We start from the raw sequence: 18,626 nt of genomic DNA, 5'->3' as shown, positions 1-18,626 counted from the left end.
GCATGACTGAAGCAGCGCGGGACGAAGCGGCGGGGCCGGACGGCGGGGGCGAGAGCGTCGCCACGGTGATCGTCGCCGCCGTCGCCAATCTCGGGATCGCCCTCGCCAAGGCGGTCGCCGGCATCATCAGCGGATCCAGCGCGATGCTGTCGGAGGCCGCGCACTCGGTCGCCGACACGGTCACGGAACTCCTGCTGCTCACGGCCCTGAAACGCAGCGAGAAACCGGCCGACGAGGAGCATCCGCTGGGCTACGGCCCCGAGCGCTACATCTGGGCGCTGCTCGCCGCCGTCGCCACCTTCGTCGGCGGCGCGGTCTTCTCGATCTACGACGGCATCCACACCCTGGTCGCGGGGGAGGAGCTGGGCAACCCCCTCGTCTCGTACATCGTGCTCGGTGTCGCCTTCCTGCTGGAGGGCTTCTCCCTGCGGACGGGACTGCGGCAGGCCCGCGGGGAGGCCGCCCGCGTCGACACCACGTTCAAGCACTACCTGCGGCACACGCCGGACACCGCCGTGAAGGCCGTCGTCCTGGAGGACTCGGCGGCGCTGGTCGGCCTGGTGCTCGCCGCGGGCGGCCTGCTGGGCGGCCAGCTCACCGGCTCGGGCGTCTGGGACGGCGTCGCCTCGCTCCTCATCGGCGTGCTGCTGCTCTACGTCGCCTGGGTGCTCGGGCGGTCCAACGCGGAACTCCTCATCGGACGGCCGCTGCCCAAGGCGATGCGGGAGCGGATCCGGGCGGAGCTGCTGGCGGTCGAGCATGTGGAGGCCGTCCTGGAGCTGACCACGCTCGTGCAGGGGCCGCGCGAGGCACTCGTGGCCGCCAAGGTCGACTTCCGGGACGTGTCGACGGCGGCCCAGATCGAGTGGGCCTGCGAACAGGCCGAGGACCGGCTCCGGGCGGTGTTCCCCTCGGTGATCCGGGTCTACCTGGACCCGACGCCGGGGTACGCCCAGCGCCGCGCGGAGGGCCTGAACCCCTGGCCGTGACCGGGCTCGGACCGTTCACCCGGGGATCCGGCGCCACGCGCGTGTGCCGTACGGCATGCCGGGCGCTACGCCAGGCCGGCTTCCTTCAGCAGATACGCGGTCATCGGGTCGTAGTGGCGCGGGCTGACGACGTGGTCGTCGAGCGGGACCACGACCTGGACGGTGCCCTCCGCCTCGGCGAGGAACAGGGCCGGGTCGTTGGAGTCGGCGTACCCCACGGAGTCCACGCCCTGCTGGCCCGCGCGGCCCGCCCATCCGTGGTCGGCGACGACCAGGTCGGGCAGCGGCCGTCCCTCGCGCGCCAGGCCGTCGAGGATCGCGCGCATCGGCTCACCGGAGTGGGTGTGCCACAGCGTGGCCCCGTGCTCCAGCATGGCGACGTCCGCGAACTGCATGACGTAGCCCTCGTCCGTCTGGAGGCCTTCCGGGATCACCACGATCTCGCAGCCGGCGGCGCGCAGCGCGGCGGCCGTGGCCCGGTGCACATCGAGCAGACCGCCGGGGTGGCCGGTCGCGAACAGCACCCGCTGCCGCCCCTCGGCCGCCTTGCGCAGCCGGGCCGCGAGGCGGTCCAGACCGTCCACGGTCAGCTCGGGGTCGATGGTGTCCTGCCCGTACCGGAACTCCGGGTCGTCGTTGACACCGACCCGCTCCGCCATCACCGCGAGCACGTCCTGCTCGTCGGTCCAGCGGTCGCCGAGCTCCAGGCCGAGCCACCAGTTGCGCTCGCCGTTGGCCAACTTGCGGTAGTGGGAGAGGTTGTTCTCGCGGGGGGTGGCGACATCGCCCGCGATGCGGGTCTTCACGAGATGGTCGACAAGTTCGGCGCGGCTGGGAGTCCCGGGTATCGGCATACCACCATTGTGCCGGTGGGTTCCCGTCCGGGGCGCGGCCGTCCCGGTCGCTGGGACATGCGTCACTCGGGCGCAGGGGCCGGTGCGGCGCCGGGCCCCGGTGCGACCGGAGTCCGGGCGGGGCCCGTTGTCAGTGGCGTGGTGCAGGATCTTCCCCACGGGTCGAGTGATGTCCGACGGACGGGGGGAAGCAGTGGCGGTCACCAATGTTCAGGTGGGGGAGCACGCGTTCCTCCGCAGGCTGTACGGCGACGCGTACTACCCGGACCACGTGCTCGACCGCGGCCGGGCCGTCCTGCTCGGCCTGTGCGAGCGGATCGAGGCGGAGCGCCCCGCGGACCTCGCGGCGCTGTACGCGCTCACCCACGCGGCGACCGAGGAGTTCAACGCGCTGCAGGACGCCTTCGAGGAGGCGGACAGCGAGATCGAGACGGTCGCCCGCGAGGAGATAGCGGAGGACTTCTGGTTCGTGGCCTCGGCGTACGGATTCGCCGCCGCGGACGTGGAGGAGCTGATCGCCCCGCGGGACTGGTGAGTTCGCGGGAGCGGGGTTCTCCGGACCGTCGGCGGTCCGTGCCTCACCCCGCTCTGAGCGCGAACCACAACTCCATCCGTACGTCCGGGTCGTCGAGGTCCGCCCCCAGCAACGCCGAGCAGCGGGCGATGCGTTGGCGGACGGTGTTGCGGTGGACGGCGAGGGCCACCGCCGTCCGGTCCCAACTGCCGTGCAGGGAGAGCCAGGCACGCAGGGTCTCGGTCAGCGCGGGCGTCCCGGCGATCGGCGCGAGAAGAGCGAGGGCGTGGGCCTCGGCGTCGACCGCCGCGAGGAGATCGGCGAGCGCGGGACGGTCGCCGTGCCGGACCAGGGCGGTGCGGGTCGCCCGGGCCCGGGCCAGCGCGCGGGCGGCCTGCGTGTCGGCGGACGCCCAGGCGTCCGGGCCGGCGGGCGCGCTGACCCCGCAGGTCCAGCCCGGCTGCTCGGCCGGCGCGCGGTCACCGGGGACGAGGACGCGGACGACGTCACCGTCCACGTCGACCAGGGCGGTGCCGAGGGCGGCCCCGAGCGCGGTGGCGGTGACGGCGTCCGGGGCGGGCCCTTCGCTGCTGCGGCACGCGTGCACGACGGTCCACCGTTCGCCGCCGAGGAGCGGCGCCACCGCCTCGGGCGCGGCACCGAGCAGCATCCGCACCAGAGCCGCCGACCGGGCCGCACCGCTGCCGCTCTGCTGCTCCCCGGTCAGGAGCGAGAGCAGCACGGACGCCACGGAGGCGATCGTGTGGTCACCGGGGTCGCGGCGCGGCGCGGCGACGCCGAGCACGAACCCCTGACCGCTGCCGAGCGCGTAGGCGGCGAGGTGGACACCGCCGACGGTGTCGGTGGCGGAGGAGGGCGTGGGGGACGGGACGGGGGCGGCGCCACCCGGTCCGGCGGCCGGCCGGACGACCCCGGCAAGCTCGGCGAGGGCGGCCTCGGGAGGCGTCACGGTGACACGCGCGTCGGCCGACCCGGCCGCGGGCCCCCCGGCGGGGGGCGGGTTTGCGCGGGTGCTCGCGGACGCGCTGGGCCGGGAGCCGGGAGAGCTCGCGGGGGTGGCCGCGGGGTTGCCGGTGGCGGTGGCCGCCGAGCCCGCCGGGGAGGTGGACCTCGTGGCGCCTCGCCCGGAGATGCCCTCGGTCGAGGACGGGTCCGGGATCCTGCCGGTCCGGGCCAGTTCCGTGCCCTCCGGGCCGTACAGCACCGCGAGGCCGCCCACCCGCTGGGCGAGCTGCCGGAGCACGGCCGGGACCGGATCAGGGCGGGCCGCCGCTGCCGCGAGGCTCTGCTGCGCCTCGGTCACCCGCCGCAGTTCCGCCAGCCGGGCCTGCGCCATGAGCTGCCACACGGCGCGGGCGACCCCGGAGAACGTCGTCCGGGGCGGCACCTCCAGCAGAGGCAGACCGTGGGCGTCGCAGGCCGCGACCAGCGCGGGCGGCACCCGGTCGTGCACCGGCGCCAGTCCGAAGCCGAGAGCCGCCCCGCCCGCCGCGACGATGCGGGACACGTAGGCGTCGAAATACCCCCGCAGGCTTCCGGCGTCCCCGGTGCGGGTGGTGCCGTCCGGACCCGCGGGCGGCTGAGGGACGTGGACCCCGGCGGTCAGCAGCAGTTCGCCGCCCAGCAGGTAGGGATACGGGTCGGACATCTCCGAGGTGTGCGCCCAGCGGATCACGGTGCCGGGCCCGGCGGGACCGGCGATCTGCCGCAGGCCCAGGTCCTCGCGGGCGAGGAGCGCCGACAGCGCCACCGGGGGAGTCGGCGGGACGGCGGGGACGGACGGGGCTGACGGTGACTGCGGGTCCGGCACGGTGGACGGTTCCTCCATCCCGTTCGGATCGAATGGATGAAACGTACACTTCGCAGTCGCTTTCCGGCCACCTAGTGTCGGTCCGGACCGGCAGCCGTGGGTACGGGCGGATGTCCCCGCGATCAGTCGCCGGCTCGCCCCCCACCACCCGCACGACACGCCACCGAGAGCCCGGAGGACACCCATGGCCATCGACTACGCAGTGATCGTCGTCTATCTGGCCGGCATGCTGGCCATGGGCTGGTGGGGCATGCGCCGCGCCAAGTCCAAGAGCGACTTCCTCGTGGCGGGGCGGCGCCTCGGGCCCGCCATGTACTCCGGCACCATGGCCGCCATCGTGCTCGGCGGCGCGTCCACCATCGGCGGCGTCGGGCTCGGCTACCAGTACGGCCTCTCCGGGGCCTGGATGGTCTTCACCATCGGCCTCGGCCTGCTGGCCCTCAGCGTCTTCTTCTCCGCCCGCATCGCCCGCCTGAAGGTCTACACCGTCTCCGAGATGCTCGACCTGCGCTACGGCGGCCGGGCCGGCGTCATCTCCGGTGTCGTCATGTGGGCGTACACCCTGATGCTGGCGGTCACCTCGACCATCGCGTACGCCACGATCTTCGACGTCCTCTTCGACATGAACCGGACGCTCGCGATCATCATCGGCGGCTCGATCGTCGTCGCCTACTCGACGCTCGGCGGTATGTGGTCGATCACCCTCACCGACATGGTGCAGTTCGTCGTCAAGACCATCGGCGTGCTGCTCCTGCTGCTGCCCATCGCCGTCGTCAAGGCGGGCGGGTTCAGCGAGATGAAGGCCAAGCTGCCCACCGAGTACTTCGACCCGCTGGGCATCGGCGGCGAGACGATCTTCACCTACGTCCTCATCTACACGTTCGGCATGCTGATCGGGCAGGACATCTGGCAGCGCGTGTTCACCTCGCGCAGCGACAGGACGGCCAGGTGGGGCGGCACCGTCGCCGGCACCTACTGCCTGGTCTACGCCGTCGCCGGCGCCGTCATCGGCACCGCGGCCAAGGTGATGTACCCGAAGCTGCCCAGCGCCGACACCGCCTTCGCGACCATCGTCAAGGACGAACTCCCCGTCGGCGTGCGCGGCCTGGTGCTCGCCGCGGCGCTCGCCGCCGTGATGTCCACCTCCTCGGGCGCGCTCATCGCCTGCGCCACCGTCGCCAACAACGACATCTGGTCGCGGCTGCGCGGTGCCGTGAAGCCCGGCGCCGCCGAACACGACGAGGTCAAGGGCAACCGCGTCTTCATCCTGATCATGGGCGTCGCGGCGATCGGCACGGCGATCGCGCTCAACAACGTCGTCGAGGCGCTGACCGTCGCGTACAACCTGCTCGTGGCCGGACTGCTCGTGCCGATCCTCGGCGGACTGCTGTGGAAGCGCGGTACGGCGCAGGGCGCGCTCGCCTCCGTCGTGGTGGGCGGTCTCGCCGTCATCGGCCTGATGGCCGGGTACGGCATCCTCGCCAACGAGCCCGTCTACTACGGGCTGCTCCTCTCCCTGGCCGCCTACGTGATCGTCTCGCTGGCCACGCCCGCGACCGACGCCGCGGTGCTGGCCACCTGGCGCGAGCGGCTGGCCGGCCGCGACGCCGAACCCTTGTCCGAACCGGTCCCGGTTCACCAGTAGAGTCGTACTACTTGTACTTAGTTGTACATACGCGACGAAGCGTAGGAAAGAAGGCATCACCCCATGAGCAACGAGACGCCCCGCGGCCCCGTCGACTCGTCCCGCGTCCCGCGGTACGCCGGCCCCGCGACCTTCGCCCGGCTGCCGCGCCTCGACGAGGTCGGCACCGCCGACGTCGCCGTGGTCGGTGTGCCGTTCGACTCCGGCGTCTCGTACCGGCCGGGCGCCCGCTTCGGCGGCAACGCCATCCGCGAGGCGTCCCGGCTGCTCCGCCCCTACAACCCGGCCCAGGACGCCTCGCCGTTCGCCCTCGCCCAGGTCGCCGACGCCGGAGACATCGCGGCGAACCCGTTCAACATCAACGAGGCCGTGGAGACGGTCGAGGCCGCCGCCGACGAACTGCTCGGCACCGGCGCCCGGCTGATGACCCTGGGCGGCGACCACACCATCGCGCTGCCCCTGCTGCGCTCGGTGGCCAAGAAGCACGGCCCGGTCGCCCTGCTCCACTTCGACGCGCACCTCGACACCTGGGACACGTACTTCGGCGCCGAGTACACCCACGGCACCCCGTTCCGCCGCGCCGTCGAGGAGGGCATCCTCGACACCGAGGCGCTCTCGCACGTCGGCACGCGCGGCCCGCTGTACGGCAAGCAGGACCTCACCGACGACGAGAAGATGGGCTTCGGCATCGTCACCTCGGCGGACATCTACCGCCGCGGCGCCGACGAGGTCGCCGACCAGCTCCGCCAGCGCATCGGCGACCGCCCGCTCTACATCTCCATCGACATCGACTGCCTCGACCCGGCGCACGCGCCCGGCACCGGCACCCCGGAGGCGGGCGGCATGACCTCCCGCGAACTCCTGGAGATCCTGCGCGGACTGTCGTCCTGCAACCTGGTCTCCGCCGACGTCGTCGAGGTCGCGCCCGCGTACGACCACGCGGAGATCACCGCCGTGGCGGCGTCCCACACCGCCTACGAACTGACCACCATCATGTCCCGCCAGATCGCGGAGGCCCGGAACAAGTGACCCACGACCACGACCTGGTGCTCCGTCCCTCGGCGGCACAGACGGAGGCCGCGCTCAACCCGCCCCCCGGCCGCAACGGCGGAGACCTGGTCGTGGAGACCCTCTCCGGTCTCGGTGCGACGACCGTCTTCGGGCTGCCCGGCCAGCACGCGCTCGGCATGTTCGACGCGCTGCGCCGCTCCTCGCTCCAGTACGTCGGACTGCGCGTCGAGAACAACGCCGGGTTCGCGGCGGACGCCTACGGCCGGGTCACCGGCGAGGCCGCGCCGCTGCTGCTCTCCACCGGGCCCGGCGCGCTCACCTCGCTGGCCGCCCTCCAGGAGGCGCGGGCCGCCTCGGCACCGGTCCTCGCCATCAGCAGCCAGATCCCCACCGCGGGCCTGGGCGGCGGACGCCACGGCTATCTGCACGAACTCCCCGACCAGCAGGCCTCGTTCCGGGGCGTGGTCAAGTCCGTCCACACGGTCCGTACGCCGTCCCAGATCCCTTCCGCGATCGCCGCGGCCTGGGAGTCGGCGCTGACGGCCCCGCACGGACCGGTGTGGGTGGAGATCCCGCAGGACGTCCTCCTCGCCGAGACCTCCCTGCCCGTGGTGACGGCGATGGACGCCACCCCGGAGGATGTCGTCCCGCGCCCCGAACTCACCGCGCTGGCCGCCCACCTGCTCTCCACGGCCGAGCGCCCCGCGATCATCGCGGGCGGCGGTGTCGTGCGCGCCGACGCCTCCGGCAAACTGCGCCTGCTCGCCGAGACGTTGAACGCGCCGGTCGTCACCACCTTCGGCGGCAAGGGCGCCTTCCCGTGGGAGCACCCGCTGTCCCTCCAGTCCTGGCTGGAGGACCGGCACACGACCGACTTCCTGGAGGACGCCGACGTCCTGCTCGTGGTGGGCTCGGGGCTCGGTGAACTCTCCTCGAACTACTACACGTTCAAGCCCCGCGGGCGGGTGATCCAGGTCGAGGCCGACCTCGGCAAACTGGAGTCCAACCACCCGGCGCTCGGCATCCACGCGGACGCCCGCCTCGCGCTCTCCGCGCTCCTGGAGACGGTCGAGGAACGCCCCGACCCGTCGGCGGCGGACCGCGTGACCTCGGTGCTCGCCCGGGTCGCGGACCGTATCGCGGGCCAGGAACTCACCCTGGAACAGGACGTGCTGGCGTCCGTGCGCCGCGCCCTGCCGGCCACCTCGCCGTCCTTCTGGGACATGACGATCCTGGCCTACTGGGCCTGGTCGGCCTTCGACCCGCGCGGCGCCAACACCATGCACTCCGCCCAGGGCGCCGGCGGTCTCGGCTACGGCTTCCCGGCGGCGCTCGGCGCGGCCGCGGCCGACCCCTCCCGCCCGGTCCTCGCGGTGTCCGGCGACGGCGGAGCGCTGTACTCCATCGCCGAGCTGGCGACGGCGAAGCAGTACGGCCTGCCCGTCACCTGGCTCATCGTCGACGACGGCGGCTACGGCATCCTGCGCGAGTACATGACGGACGCGTTCGGCCAGGCCACCGCCACCGAGCTGTCCCGTCCGGACTACGTGGCCCTCGCCGAGTCGTTCGGTGTGCCGGGCACTCTCACCAGCCCCGGGACGCTGGAGGCGGACCTGGCCAAGGCGCTGGCCGTCCCCGGCCCCTCGGTGGTCGTCCTGCCCGCCGTGCTGCGCATGTTCGCGCCGACGCACCTGGACTGACCGGGACGGACGCGGCGGCGAAGACACGGGAGCGCCGGGGAGTGTGCGAGACACTCCCCGGCGCTCCGTCGTGTGCCGCCGGTCAGCGCAGGGACGCGCCGAAGCGGGCCTTCACGTCGGGCGCCGCGATGGTCTTCGGGCCGAACGCGAGGGCGGACGTGGTGGTCAGGCCGGTCGTCGTGCCGCGCAGCACCCAGACCGCGCCGGCCGAGGCGTTCTCGGCGGTCGAGGACGCGGCGAGGTCGCGGCGGCCGTTGCCGTCGACGTCCAGCAGCGCGGTGGCCACGCCGAACCGGTCGTCGGTCTCGGCGACGCCGGGCACGCCCGCGGTGTCCTGGTGGAAGACCTGGGTGCCGGCGCCCGTGACGCCGGAGGCGCCGCCGTGCACGAGCGCGACCGAGCCGGCGTCGACCACGCCGGCGACGTCCTCGCCGGCGACGCCGAGCGCGATGTCCGCGTAGCCGTCACCGGTGACGTCGGCGACCGAGACGGCCGAGCCGAGTTCGTCGCCCTCCTCCTGGACGCCCGGGAAGCCTGCCAGGTCCTGGTCGAAGGTCTGCACGTGGTCGGTGAGCCCGGCGGAGGAGCCGTAGGCGATCCGCACCTTGTCGTTCCAGCCGTCGGCGCCGACGACGACGTCGTCGAAGCCGTCGCCGTTCACGTCGCCGACACCGGTGCCCGACGCGGTCTGGCTGACGCCGTCACCGGGGGCGTCGGTGCGCTTGAAGCCCGTCGGGCTGCCGTACAGCAGGCGGTTGCCCCACGTGCCGTCACCGGTGTAGTACCACTGGACGATGTCGTCCCGGCCGTCGCCGTTGACGTCGCCGACCTGGCCGGAGACGACGGGGCCGGTGATCGAGTCGCCGTCCTCCTCGCAGCCGCCGCCGGTGGCGCAGGAGGCGTCGTCCTCGTCGTAGCCCCACCAGGCGGACTTGTCGAGGATGTTGAGAACGGCGGCCGGCTTTCCGGCGCGGGAGACGGGGCCCTTCCACAGGGTGGCCGGGGCGCCCGTGGGGTCGTCGCCGCCGACGGTCTGCGCGGAGAACAGGGCGAGGTCGGTGGTGCCGTCGCCGTCGAAGTCACCGGCCTGCGGCGCGGCGCCGTACCCGGCGATGGCCGTGCCCCCGGTGAGCCCGGAGGCGGAGCCCCACAGGACGACCGAGCCCGTCGTGCCGCCGGCGATCACGAGGTCGGTGTAGCCGTCCTTGTCCAGGTCGCCCTTGGTGAAGGTCGAGCCGAAGCGCTGGCTCGCGGTGGCCGAGCCGGGCACGCCCGTGGTGGAGCGGCTGACGATCTGCTTGTTCGCGGTGGACAGGCCACCGGCGGAGCCGTACATGATCGCCACGTACCCGGCCTTGGCCTTGCTCGACACGGTCGCGTCCGGCGCGCCGACGACCAGGTCGGCGTAGCCGTCCTTGTCGAAGTCGTCCTGGACGGCCGCCGATCCGGTGGCCGCCTGGGCGGTCGCGCCGGTGAGGGCCCAGGCGCCGGCTCCCCCGGCCAGCAGGGCGGCGGCGGCCAGGGGTGCGGTCAGCCGCGTGGAACGGTCGCGGCGTCGTGCTCGGGACATCAGGTGCTGCCTTTCGTCGTCTTCCGGACGCGGTGGTCCGACGCGTCCACGGAGTGCGACTCGGGCAGGGCGTCACTGGTTGTACACCCTGAGGCCATTGATTTGTCACCATCCGGTGACAGCGGGCCGTACGGGCCGCCTGAACTCCTGTGATCACTACGGGAGTTCAGGCGGCTACCGCGACCGTTGGGGCTACCAGATCGCTTCCACCCACTCCGGGTGGTCGATGAACGGGTTGCGGTTGTGCTGGTAGGTGTCGTAGATGACCTGGTTGCGCTTCTCCTCGAAGGCGCTCGGCGGGTCCTGCTCGTTCCACTGCTTCAGCACGGACAGCTTGCCGATGTACGGGGCGCTGCCGTTGTTCACCTTCTCGTCGGGCTCCAGGTCGGCGAACCCGTCGCCGCCGTCGTAGCGCACGGCCATGTAGAGGATCATGCGGGCCACGTCGCCCTTGTCCGCGTCGCGCGGCTCGAAGGAGTCGGAGTCCACGCGGCTGCCGCCGCCGTTGGTGACCGCGCTGCCGCCGTTGTCGAAGTCCAGGTTGCCGCGGATGCCGTTGACCTGGACGTCCGCCGGGCGCAGGTGGTGCAGGTCCGTGCCGGGGCCGGTCACCTCGCCGAAGTCGCCGTGCGACTTGGCCCAGGTGTGCTCACGGTTCCAGTCGCCGACGTCCCCGCCGTTGAGGGACTTGCTGCGGGAGACGCCGCTGTACAGCAGGATCACGTTGTTGCTGTTGTTCGGGTCCTGGTCGGTGGCCTTCAGCGCGTTCCAGACCGCGGAGTACGAGATCTTGGTCTGGCTGCTGATGATCGTGTGCAGCGAGGACTTGAGGGTCGTGCCGGTCTTGCCGACCGCGTTCTTGTAGTACGTGCTGTCGTACGAGGTGTTCGTCGCGCTCGCGGGGGACGCGGTCATGGCCGGGAGGGTGAGTCCGACAAGTACCGCGGACGTCGTCAGCGCCAGGGTCTTCCAGCGCCGTATGTGCGTGGCGGGCATGGGGGTGTCCGTTCTACGCGGGTTGAATGGAGCGGATAACCGGGAGCGTGGCATGGACATGCGGTGCACGGGGTTAATGCGAGGTGTCGGTTCTGTGTCGGGATTCAACAACCCGTGCAGTGTGCACGGGAGTTGGCGCGACGACGGCCCCCGACCGGGAGAGGGGTCGGGGGCCGTCGCGGCGGGTGCGCTCCTGGCGGCCCAGGAGCGGGTCCGCGGGGGTCAGTCGAGGTCGGAGGGGTCCAGCCGGTAGAGCGTCGACGCCGACGCGCCGCTGCCGTTCGACGTGCCGGAGCCGGCGGAGGAACCCGAGCCGGACGACTCGCCCGAGTCCGAGCCCGAAGTGGCCGCGGACGAGGACGACTTCTCGTACGCACTCTCCTTCACGGCGGTGCCGTTCTTCTCCACCCAGGCGGTGATCCGCGAACTGAGCGTGTTGCCTCCGCCCGCGCCGCCGCCCATGCCCCCGCCGAGCTGGATGTAGTGCAACTCGCCCGTGCGCACCAGCTCCTTGAGCCTGGTGAGCGTCATGGCCTTGTCCGAACCGGTGAAGCCGAACATCGAGATGACGGGCTCGCCGGTGCTGACGATCAGCTGCGACGCACTCTGCGAATTGGACACCGCCAGCAGCCACGTGGCGCCGTCCTGGTGCTTCTCCAGGTAGGTGACCAGGGCGGTGCTCGTCGTCCCGCCCATGCCGCCGCCCCCGCCGCCCGGAGCGGCGCCGGCGTCGCCGCCGGAGGAGCCGCCGGGGAACTCCGCGCCCCCCGTGCCCTCCTGGCCGCCGGGGAATCCGCTCGGGGGAGTGCCGCCGCCGTCGCCGGGTGCCTCACCGCCGGTCGCTGCCCCGCCGGGTGCCTCGCCGCCCGGCGCCTGGCCCCCGCCGGGGCCTCCGGCCTCGGCGTCCTGGCCGCCCTGTCCGCCGCCGGGGGCTCCGCCGCCGAAGCCGCCCCGGCCGCCGCCGGGACCGCCGCCGAAGCCGCCGCCCGTGGTGGGGCCCGCCGTCGGGTTCGTACCGCCCATGCCGCCGCCGGCCGAGCCCGCGGGTTCGGCGACCGCGTACGCCGCCGGGCCGGCCAGGGCCGCGACGACCGCCGCGGCCACCGACGCGGTCAGCAGCCGGGCACGGTTGCCGGAACGGCCGGCGAACAGGCCCCCGACGGCCAGCAGGGTCACGACGGCGACGGCCGGCCACAGCCAGCCGTTCCAGCCGTCCGGGCGGCGCAGCAGCACGACCGCCCAGATCCCGGTGACCGCCAGGCCCGCGGGCAGCACCCACGCCCAGCGGGCGTCCCCGCCGCGGAAGGCGCGCAGCAGCAGGACACCGCCCGCGCCGGTGAGCGCCGCGATGCCGGGGGCGAGCGCGGTCGTGTAGTAGGGGTGCATGGTGCCCTCGGCCATGCTGAAGGTCAGGTAGTGCAGGACGGTCCAGCCGCCCCACAGCAGCAGCGCGGCGCGGGTCGGATCGGTGCGCGGGGCCCGCCCGCGCAGCACGAGGCCGCCGACGAGCGTGATGGCCGCGAACGGCAGCAGCCAGGAGATCTGGCCGCCGAGGACCTCGTTGAACATCCGGCCGATGCCGGCGGTCCCGGCGAAGGTCCCTCCGCCGCCTCCGCCCCCTCCGCCGCCGTTGCCCTCGCCGCCCAGCACCCGGCCCAGGCCGTTGTAGCCCATGATCAGGTCCCAGGCCGAGCCGTCGGTGGAGCCGCCGATGTACGGGCGCTCCCCGGCCGGTACGAGGGAGACGGCGGCCGCCCACCAGAAGCTCGCGACGACCAGGGTCACCGTGGCGAGCGCCAGGTCGCGGACCTTCCGCGCCCAGGGGAGCCGGGAGGCGTACAGGTACACGGCGAGGACGGCGGGCAGGGCGATGTAGCCCTGGAGCATCTTGGTGTTGAAGGCGAGACCGAAGCAGACCGCCGAGCCGAGCAGCGGCAGCAGCCGGCCGGTACGGGTGGCCCGCAGGCCGAGCGCGGCGGCCCCGGCCATGAGCAGGACGAGCAGGGTGTCCGGGTTGTTGTCGCGGTTGATGGCGACCGTGATCGGCGTGAGGGCGAGGACGAGCGCGGCGAGTGAGGCGGCCGCGTGCCCGAAGTGGCGCTTCACGCTGGAGTGCAGGATCCAGATCGTGCCGAGCGCCGCGGCGACCATCGGCGCCATCATCTGCCAGGTGCCGAAACCGAGGACACGGCAGGACAGGCCCATGGTCATGAGCGCGAGCGGCGGCTTGTCGACCGTGATGAAGTTGCCCGCGTCGAGCGAGCCGAAGAACCAGGCCTTCCAGCTCTGCGTACCGCTGAGCACGGCGGCGCTGTAGAAGCTGTTCAGGCCGGAGGCCGACAGGTTCCAGGAGTACAGCACCGCGGCCAGCGCGAGAATCGCGAGCAGCACGGGCAGCGACCAGCGGGGCGCGTCCGGCGCGGCTTCCGCGGGGTCGGCCGCGCCGGGTTCCGGCGGTGCGTGGGGGGTCGTGGGGGCGTCGGGCAGGGGATCGGTGGCAGACGTCACCACCGCACGATGACCCGGACCGATGGGTACGGACTGTGCTCCTGCTGGGGGCGAGCTGTGGATACGCGGTCCCCGCCGCCCGAAAACCCGTACAGCTGGGACGCGCGGCTCCCGTCGTCAGAACGCCCGTACAACTTTCGTTCGCCTCGGTGAGTCATCTGGGGCGAGCGCGCCGGGGGTGCGCTCGTATCGGTCCAAGGGGATGGGAAGCCTCCATGACTCACCGGATATCCCGGGGTGCCCGTGTGCTCGCAGCGAGCCTGGGCGCCGGGGTGATCGTGCCGTTCGCGGTCGCCGCGGCTCCCGCCGCCGCCGCGCCGGCGCCCGCCGTCAGCTGTACGTCGGGCAAGGCCGGTCTGGCCGCCAAACTGCAGAAGGACATCACCGCCGCGCTCGCGGGCCGCAAGGGCACCGTCGCGGTCGGTCTCTACGACCGCGGCACCAGGACGACCTGCACGCTGCGGAGCACGTCCGCCTTCGACTCGGCCAGCGTGGTGAAGGTGACCGTGCTCGCCACGCTGCTGTGGGACGCCAAGAAGCACAACCGGTACCTGACGTCCCGCGAGACCAGTCTCGCCACCGCGATGATCACCCAGTCCGACAACAACGCGACCACCTCCCTGTGGAAGCAGCTCGGCACCACGAAGGTCAAGGGCTTCCTCGCCGCCGCCGGCATGACGGAGACCAAGCCGGGCGCCGACGGCTACTGGGGCCTCACCCAGATCACGGTCCGTGACGAGCAGAAGCTGCTCGCCCTGCTCACCGCCAAGAACTCCGTGCTGAGCGACAACTCGCGCGCCTACGTCCTGAAACTCATGGGCAAGGTCGTCTCCTCGCAGCGCTGGGGTACCCCGGCGGGGGCGCCGGCGTCGGTCGCGGTGCACGTCAAGAACGGCTGGCTCTCGCGCGCCACGAACGGCTGGCGGGTGCACAGCGTCGGCTCCTTCGACGGCGGCGGCCACGACTACATGATCACGGTGCTCACCCAGGGCAACAGCACCATGGACTACGGCGTCGCCACCATCCAGGGCGTCGCCCGGGCCATCCACAAGGACCTCGTCCCGGTCACCGTCAGTGCCCACCGGTACACGCCGACGTCGTCACCCCGGGAGGCCTTCCCCGCCCTTCCGTCGCACTGACCGCGCGGCCCTCGCCGCCTCCGCCCGTCCGGCCTCCGGGCCGGGCGGGCGCGGAATTGTTGCGGAGGGATGAAATCCGCTTCTTCCGGTGTTGGTGCCTCCGGCGGAGTGAGATCTACGGAAGGTACCGGCGTGGCGACGGAACGGGGATGGGCACGGCGACTCGCCGGGTACGCGTGGCGGTACCCGAAGGACGTGGTGCTCGCACTCGGGTCGTCCCTGGGCGGCATGGCCCTGATGGCCGTGGTCCCGCTGATCACCAAGGTGATCATCGACGACGTGATCGGCGACCACAGCCGCGGCATGGCCCCCTGGGCGGGCGCGCTGGTCGGCGCCGCCGTCCTCGTCTACGCCTTCACCTTCGTGCGCCGCTACTACGGCGGACGGCTCGCCCTCGACGTCCAGCACGACCTCCGTACGGACATGTACAGGACGATCACGCGCCTGGACGGGCGGCGGCAGGACGAGCTGTCCACCGGACAGGTCGTGGGCCGCGCGACCAGCGACCTCCAGTTGATCCAGGGCCTGCTCTTCATGCTCCCGATGACCATCGGGAACGTGCTGCTCTTCCTGATCTCCCTCGGGATCATGGCCTCGCTGTCCCTGCCCCTGACCCTGGTCGCGCTGGCCGTCGCCCCCGCCCTGTGGTTCGTCGCCAAACGCAGCCGCTCCAAGCTGCACCCGGCCACCTGGTACGCGCAGGCGCAGGCCGCCGCCGTGGCGGGCGTCGTCGACGGCGCCGTCAGCGGCGTCCGCGTGGTCAAGGGCTTCGGCCAGGAGGACCAGGAGACCGGCAAGCTGCGCGAGGTCGGCCGGCGGCTCTTCGCGGGACGCCTGCGCACCATCCGGTTGAACGCCAAGTACACCCCGGCCCTCCAGGCCGTGCCCGCGCTCGGCCAGGTCGCGATGCTCGCCGTCGGCGGCTGGCTGGCGGTGCGCGGCCAGATCACCCTCGGCACCTTCGTCGCCTTCTCCACCTACCTCGCGCAGCTCGTCGGACCGGTGCGGATGCTCGCGGTCGTCCTGACCGTCGGACAGCAGGCCCGCGCGGGCGCCGAGCGGGTCCTCGAACTCATCGACACCCGCCCGTCGATCAAGGACGGCACCAAGGACCTGCCCGCCGACGCGCCCGCCACCGTCGAGTTCGACGACGTGGCGTTCGGATACGAGGAGGGCCGGCCGGTCCTCGACGGGCTGAGCTTCGAGATCCGCGCCGGCGAGACCCTCGCCGTCGTCGGTACCTCCGGCTCCGGCAAGTCGACGGTCTCGCTGCTGATGCCCCGCTTCTACGACGTGACGCACGGCGCCGTCCTCGTCGGCGGCCACGACGTCCGCGAGCTGACCACCGAGTCGCTGCGCGCCGCGATCGGACTCGTCCCCGAGGACTCCTTCCTCTTCTCCGACACCATCCGCGCCAACATCGCCTACGGGCGCCCCGACGCCACCCAGGACGAGATCGAGACCGCGGCCCGCGCCGCCCAGGCGCACCGCTTCATCGCGGAGCTGCCCGCCGGCTACGACACCACCGTCGGCGAGCACGGCCTCACCCTCTCCGGCGGCCAGCGCCAGCGCGTCGCGCTCGCCCGCGCCATCCTCACCGACCCCCGGCTGCTCGTCCTCGACGACGCCACCTCCGCCGTGGACGCCCGCGTCGAGCACGAGATCCACGAGGCGCTGAGCCGCGTCATGGAGGGCCGCACCACCCTGCTGATCGCCCACCGCCGCTCCACCCTGAACCTCGCCGACCGCATCGCCGTCCTCGACGGCGGCCGGCTCGCCGACATCGGCACCCACGAGGAACTCCAGGCCCGCTCCGCGCTCTACCGGCGGCTGCTCACCGACCCGGACGAACTGGGCGGCGTCTCCCCGGGCCACGCCCGGCCTGCCGCGCCCCGCGAGGACACCTCCGTACGCGACGAACTGGACGCCGAGTTCGACGCCGAGCGCGGGGTGACGCCGCACCTGTGGACCGGTGACCGCGAACCCCGCGACACCGCGTTCGACGGGATGCCCGCCACCCCCGGTCTCCTCGCCCAGGTCGAGGCGCTGCCGCCGGCCACCGAGGTGCCGGACGTCGACGAGGCCCAGGCGGTCCGGGCCGAGGACTCCTACGGACTGCGCCGGCTGCTCCGCGGCTTCGGCGCCCCGCTGCTCGTCAGCCTCGCGCTGGTCGCCGTCGACGCGGTGATGACCCTGCTGCTGCCGGTGCTGATCCGGCACGGCATCGACCAGGGCGTCACCCGGGTCGCGCTCGGCGCCGTGTGGGCGGCCGCCGCCTTCGGCCTGGTCACCGTGCTCGTCCAGTGGGCGGCGCAGATCGGTGAGACCCGCATGACGGGCCGCACCGGCGAGCGCGTCCTGTACGCGCTGCGCCTGAAGATCTTCGCCCAGCTCCAGCGTCTCGGCCTCGACTACTACGAGCGGGAACTGACCGGCCGGATCATGACCCGGATGACGACCGACGTCGACGCCCTGTCGACGTTCCTGCAGACCGGCCTGGTCACGGCCTTCGTCTCCGTCGTCACCTTCTTCGGCATCATGGGCGCCCTCCTGATCATCGACGTCCAGCTGGCCGTGGTCGTCTTCGTGACCCTCCCGCCGCTCGTCATCGGCACGTTCTTCTTCCGCCGTGCGAGCGTCAAGGCGTACGAACTGGCCCGCGAGCGCGTCTCGCTCGTCAACGCCGACCTCCAGGAGTCGGTGTCCGGACTGCGGATCCTCCAGGCGTTCCGGCGCGAGGACGCGAGCGGAGCGCGGTTCACCGAGGGCAGCGACAGTTACCGCAGCGCGCGCATCCGCGGACAGTGGCTGATCTCCGTCTACTTCCCCTTCGTTCAGCTGCTCTCCTCGGTCGCCGCCGCGGCCGTGCTGATCGTGGGCGCCCACCGGATCGACGCCGGCACGCTCTCCACCGGCGCGCTGGTCGCCTACCTCCTCTACATCGACCTGTTCTTCGCGCCCGTGCAGCAGCTCTCGCAGGTCTTCGACGGCTACCAGCAGGCCACCGTCTCGCTGGGCCGCATCCAGGAACTGCTCCAGGAGCCGACCTCGACGAAGACCGCCGACGAGCCCCTCGACGTCTTGTCGCTGCGCGGCGAGATCGCCTTCGAGGACGTCGACTTCGCCTACGGGCCCGCCGACGCCGCCGAGGAGGCGCTCAGCGGGGTGTCGCTGCGCATTCCGGCGGGCCAGACCGTCGCCTTCGTCGGCGAGACCGGCGCGGGCAAGTCGACCCTGGTGAAGCTCGTCGCCCGCTTCTACGACCCGACCGGCGGGCGGGTCACCGTCGACGGCACGGACCTGCGCGCCCTCGACATCACCTCCTACCGGCACCGCCTCGGCGTCGTCCCCCAGGAGGCCTACCTCTTCCAGGGAACCGTCCGCGACGCCATCGCCTACGGCCGTCCCGACGCCGGTGACGCCGAGGTGGAGGCCGCCGCCCGGGCGGTCGGCGCCCACGACATGATCGCCACGCTGGAGGGCGGCTACCTCCACGAGGTCGCCGAGCGCGGACGCAACCTCTCCGCCGGACAGCGCCAGCTGATCGCGCTGGCCCGCGCGGAGCTGGTCGACCCGGACGTGCTGCTCCTGGACGAGGCGACCGCCGCGCTGGACCTCGCCTCCGAGGCGCTGGTCAACCAGGCCACCGACCGGCTCGCGGGCCGCCGTACGACGCTGGTCGTCGCCCACCGGCTGACCACGGCCGCCCGCGCCGACCGGGTCGTGCTGATGGACCACGGCCGCGTCGCCGAGGACGGCACGCACGACGAACTGCTGCGCCAGGACGGGCGGTACGCGGCGCTGTGGCGGACCTTCGTCGGCGACCCGGAGCCGGAGGAGCCGGTCGGCTCCACCGCCTGACAGCGGAG

General features: G+C 72.8%; 12 protein-coding genes. 7 read left to right on the top strand and 5 right to left on the bottom strand.

Going from position 1 to position 18,626, the window contains the following annotated elements:
- The first annotated feature begins 2 nt into the window (after nt 1–2).
- On the top strand, nt 3–989 hold the full coding sequence (locus ACIRQH_RS22115) for a cation diffusion facilitator family transporter (protein ID WP_388866011.1): 987 nt from the start codon (nt 3–5) through the stop codon (nt 987–989).
- A 65-nt stretch (nt 990–1,054) separates the two neighbouring features.
- Here the strand turns inward: ACIRQH_RS22115 and ACIRQH_RS22110 are convergent, their stop codons facing one another.
- Entirely contained in the window at nt 1,055–1,843 is a 789-nt protein-coding gene (locus tag ACIRQH_RS22110; protein ID WP_358814895.1) for a phosphatase, read from the bottom strand.
- Between the two features lie 169 nt (nt 1,844–2,012).
- Here ACIRQH_RS22110 and ACIRQH_RS22105 point away from each other — a divergent pair, with 169 nt between their 5' ends.
- Nucleotides 2,013–2,378, top strand: a complete 366-nt coding sequence (locus ACIRQH_RS22105) for a DUF5713 family protein (protein WP_388866008.1) — start codon at nt 2,013–2,015, stop codon at nt 2,376–2,378.
- Nucleotides 2,379–2,421: 43 nt separating this feature from the next.
- On the opposite strand, the gene ACIRQH_RS22100 is transcribed toward ACIRQH_RS22105, so the two are convergent.
- The gene (locus tag ACIRQH_RS22100; protein ID WP_404226851.1) at nt 2,422–4,206 is read right to left on the bottom strand and encodes a helix-turn-helix domain-containing protein; all 1,785 of its coding nucleotides are present in this window, start codon (nt 4,204–4,206) and stop codon (nt 2,422–2,424) included.
- Between the two features lie 166 nt (nt 4,207–4,372).
- Between ACIRQH_RS22100 and ACIRQH_RS22095 the strand changes: the two genes are divergently transcribed.
- From ACIRQH_RS22095 to ACIRQH_RS22085, 3 genes are all read left to right on the top strand, one after another.
- Nucleotides 4,373–5,833 (top strand): sodium:solute symporter, encoded by a 1,461-nt coding sequence (locus tag ACIRQH_RS22095; protein WP_388866003.1) that lies wholly within the window; start codon nt 4,373–4,375, stop codon nt 5,831–5,833.
- A gap of 63 nt (nt 5,834–5,896) precedes the next feature.
- A complete protein-coding gene (gene speB / locus ACIRQH_RS22090; protein WP_081217395.1) occupies nt 5,897–6,862 on the top strand; it encodes an agmatinase in 966 nt (321 codons plus the stop codon).
- Complete coding sequence (locus tag ACIRQH_RS22085; protein ID WP_358814892.1) at nt 6,859–8,544, top strand: thiamine pyrophosphate-binding protein; 1,686 nt, start codon at nt 6,859–6,861, stop codon at nt 8,542–8,544. Before speB ends, ACIRQH_RS22085 begins: the two co-directional genes overlap by 4 nt.
- An 82-nt stretch (nt 8,545–8,626) precedes the next feature.
- Here the strand turns inward: ACIRQH_RS22085 and ACIRQH_RS22080 are convergent, their stop codons facing one another.
- The 3 genes from ACIRQH_RS22080 to ACIRQH_RS22070 form a co-directional block, all read right to left on the bottom strand.
- Nucleotides 8,627–10,114, bottom strand: coding sequence for an FG-GAP repeat domain-containing protein (locus tag ACIRQH_RS22080; protein ID WP_388931113.1), 1,488 nt, complete (start codon nt 10,112–10,114; stop codon nt 8,627–8,629).
- Nucleotides 10,115–10,306: 192 nt separating this feature from the next.
- Nucleotides 10,307–11,110, bottom strand: a complete 804-nt coding sequence (locus tag ACIRQH_RS22075) for an endonuclease I family protein (RefSeq protein WP_388865997.1) — start codon at nt 11,108–11,110, stop codon at nt 10,307–10,309.
- A gap of 222 nt (nt 11,111–11,332) precedes the next feature.
- Complete coding sequence (locus ACIRQH_RS22070) at nt 11,333–13,618, bottom strand: ArnT family glycosyltransferase (protein ID WP_404226850.1); 2,286 nt, start codon at nt 13,616–13,618, stop codon at nt 11,333–11,335.
- Nucleotides 13,619–13,833: 215 nt separating this feature from the next.
- Between ACIRQH_RS22070 and ACIRQH_RS22065 the strand changes: the two genes are divergently transcribed.
- Nucleotides 13,834–14,757: a serine hydrolase gene (locus tag ACIRQH_RS22065; RefSeq protein ID WP_404226849.1), complete on the top strand. Its 924-nt coding sequence runs from the start codon at nt 13,834–13,836 to the stop codon at nt 14,755–14,757.
- A 132-nt stretch (nt 14,758–14,889) separates the two neighbouring features.
- A complete protein-coding gene (locus ACIRQH_RS22060) occupies nt 14,890–18,618 on the top strand; it encodes an ABC transporter ATP-binding protein (protein WP_388865991.1) in 3,729 nt (1,242 codons plus the stop codon).
- The last annotated feature ends 8 nt before the right edge of the window (nt 18,619–18,626 follow it).

It is taken from the genome of Streptomyces sp. NPDC102279 (genome assembly GCF_044766365.1).
Taxonomy (GTDB): domain Bacteria; phylum Actinomycetota; class Actinomycetes; order Streptomycetales; family Streptomycetaceae; genus Streptomyces.
The sequence above is the reverse complement of the archived record's forward strand: the minus strand, read 5'-3'. Positions and strand labels throughout refer to the sequence as shown.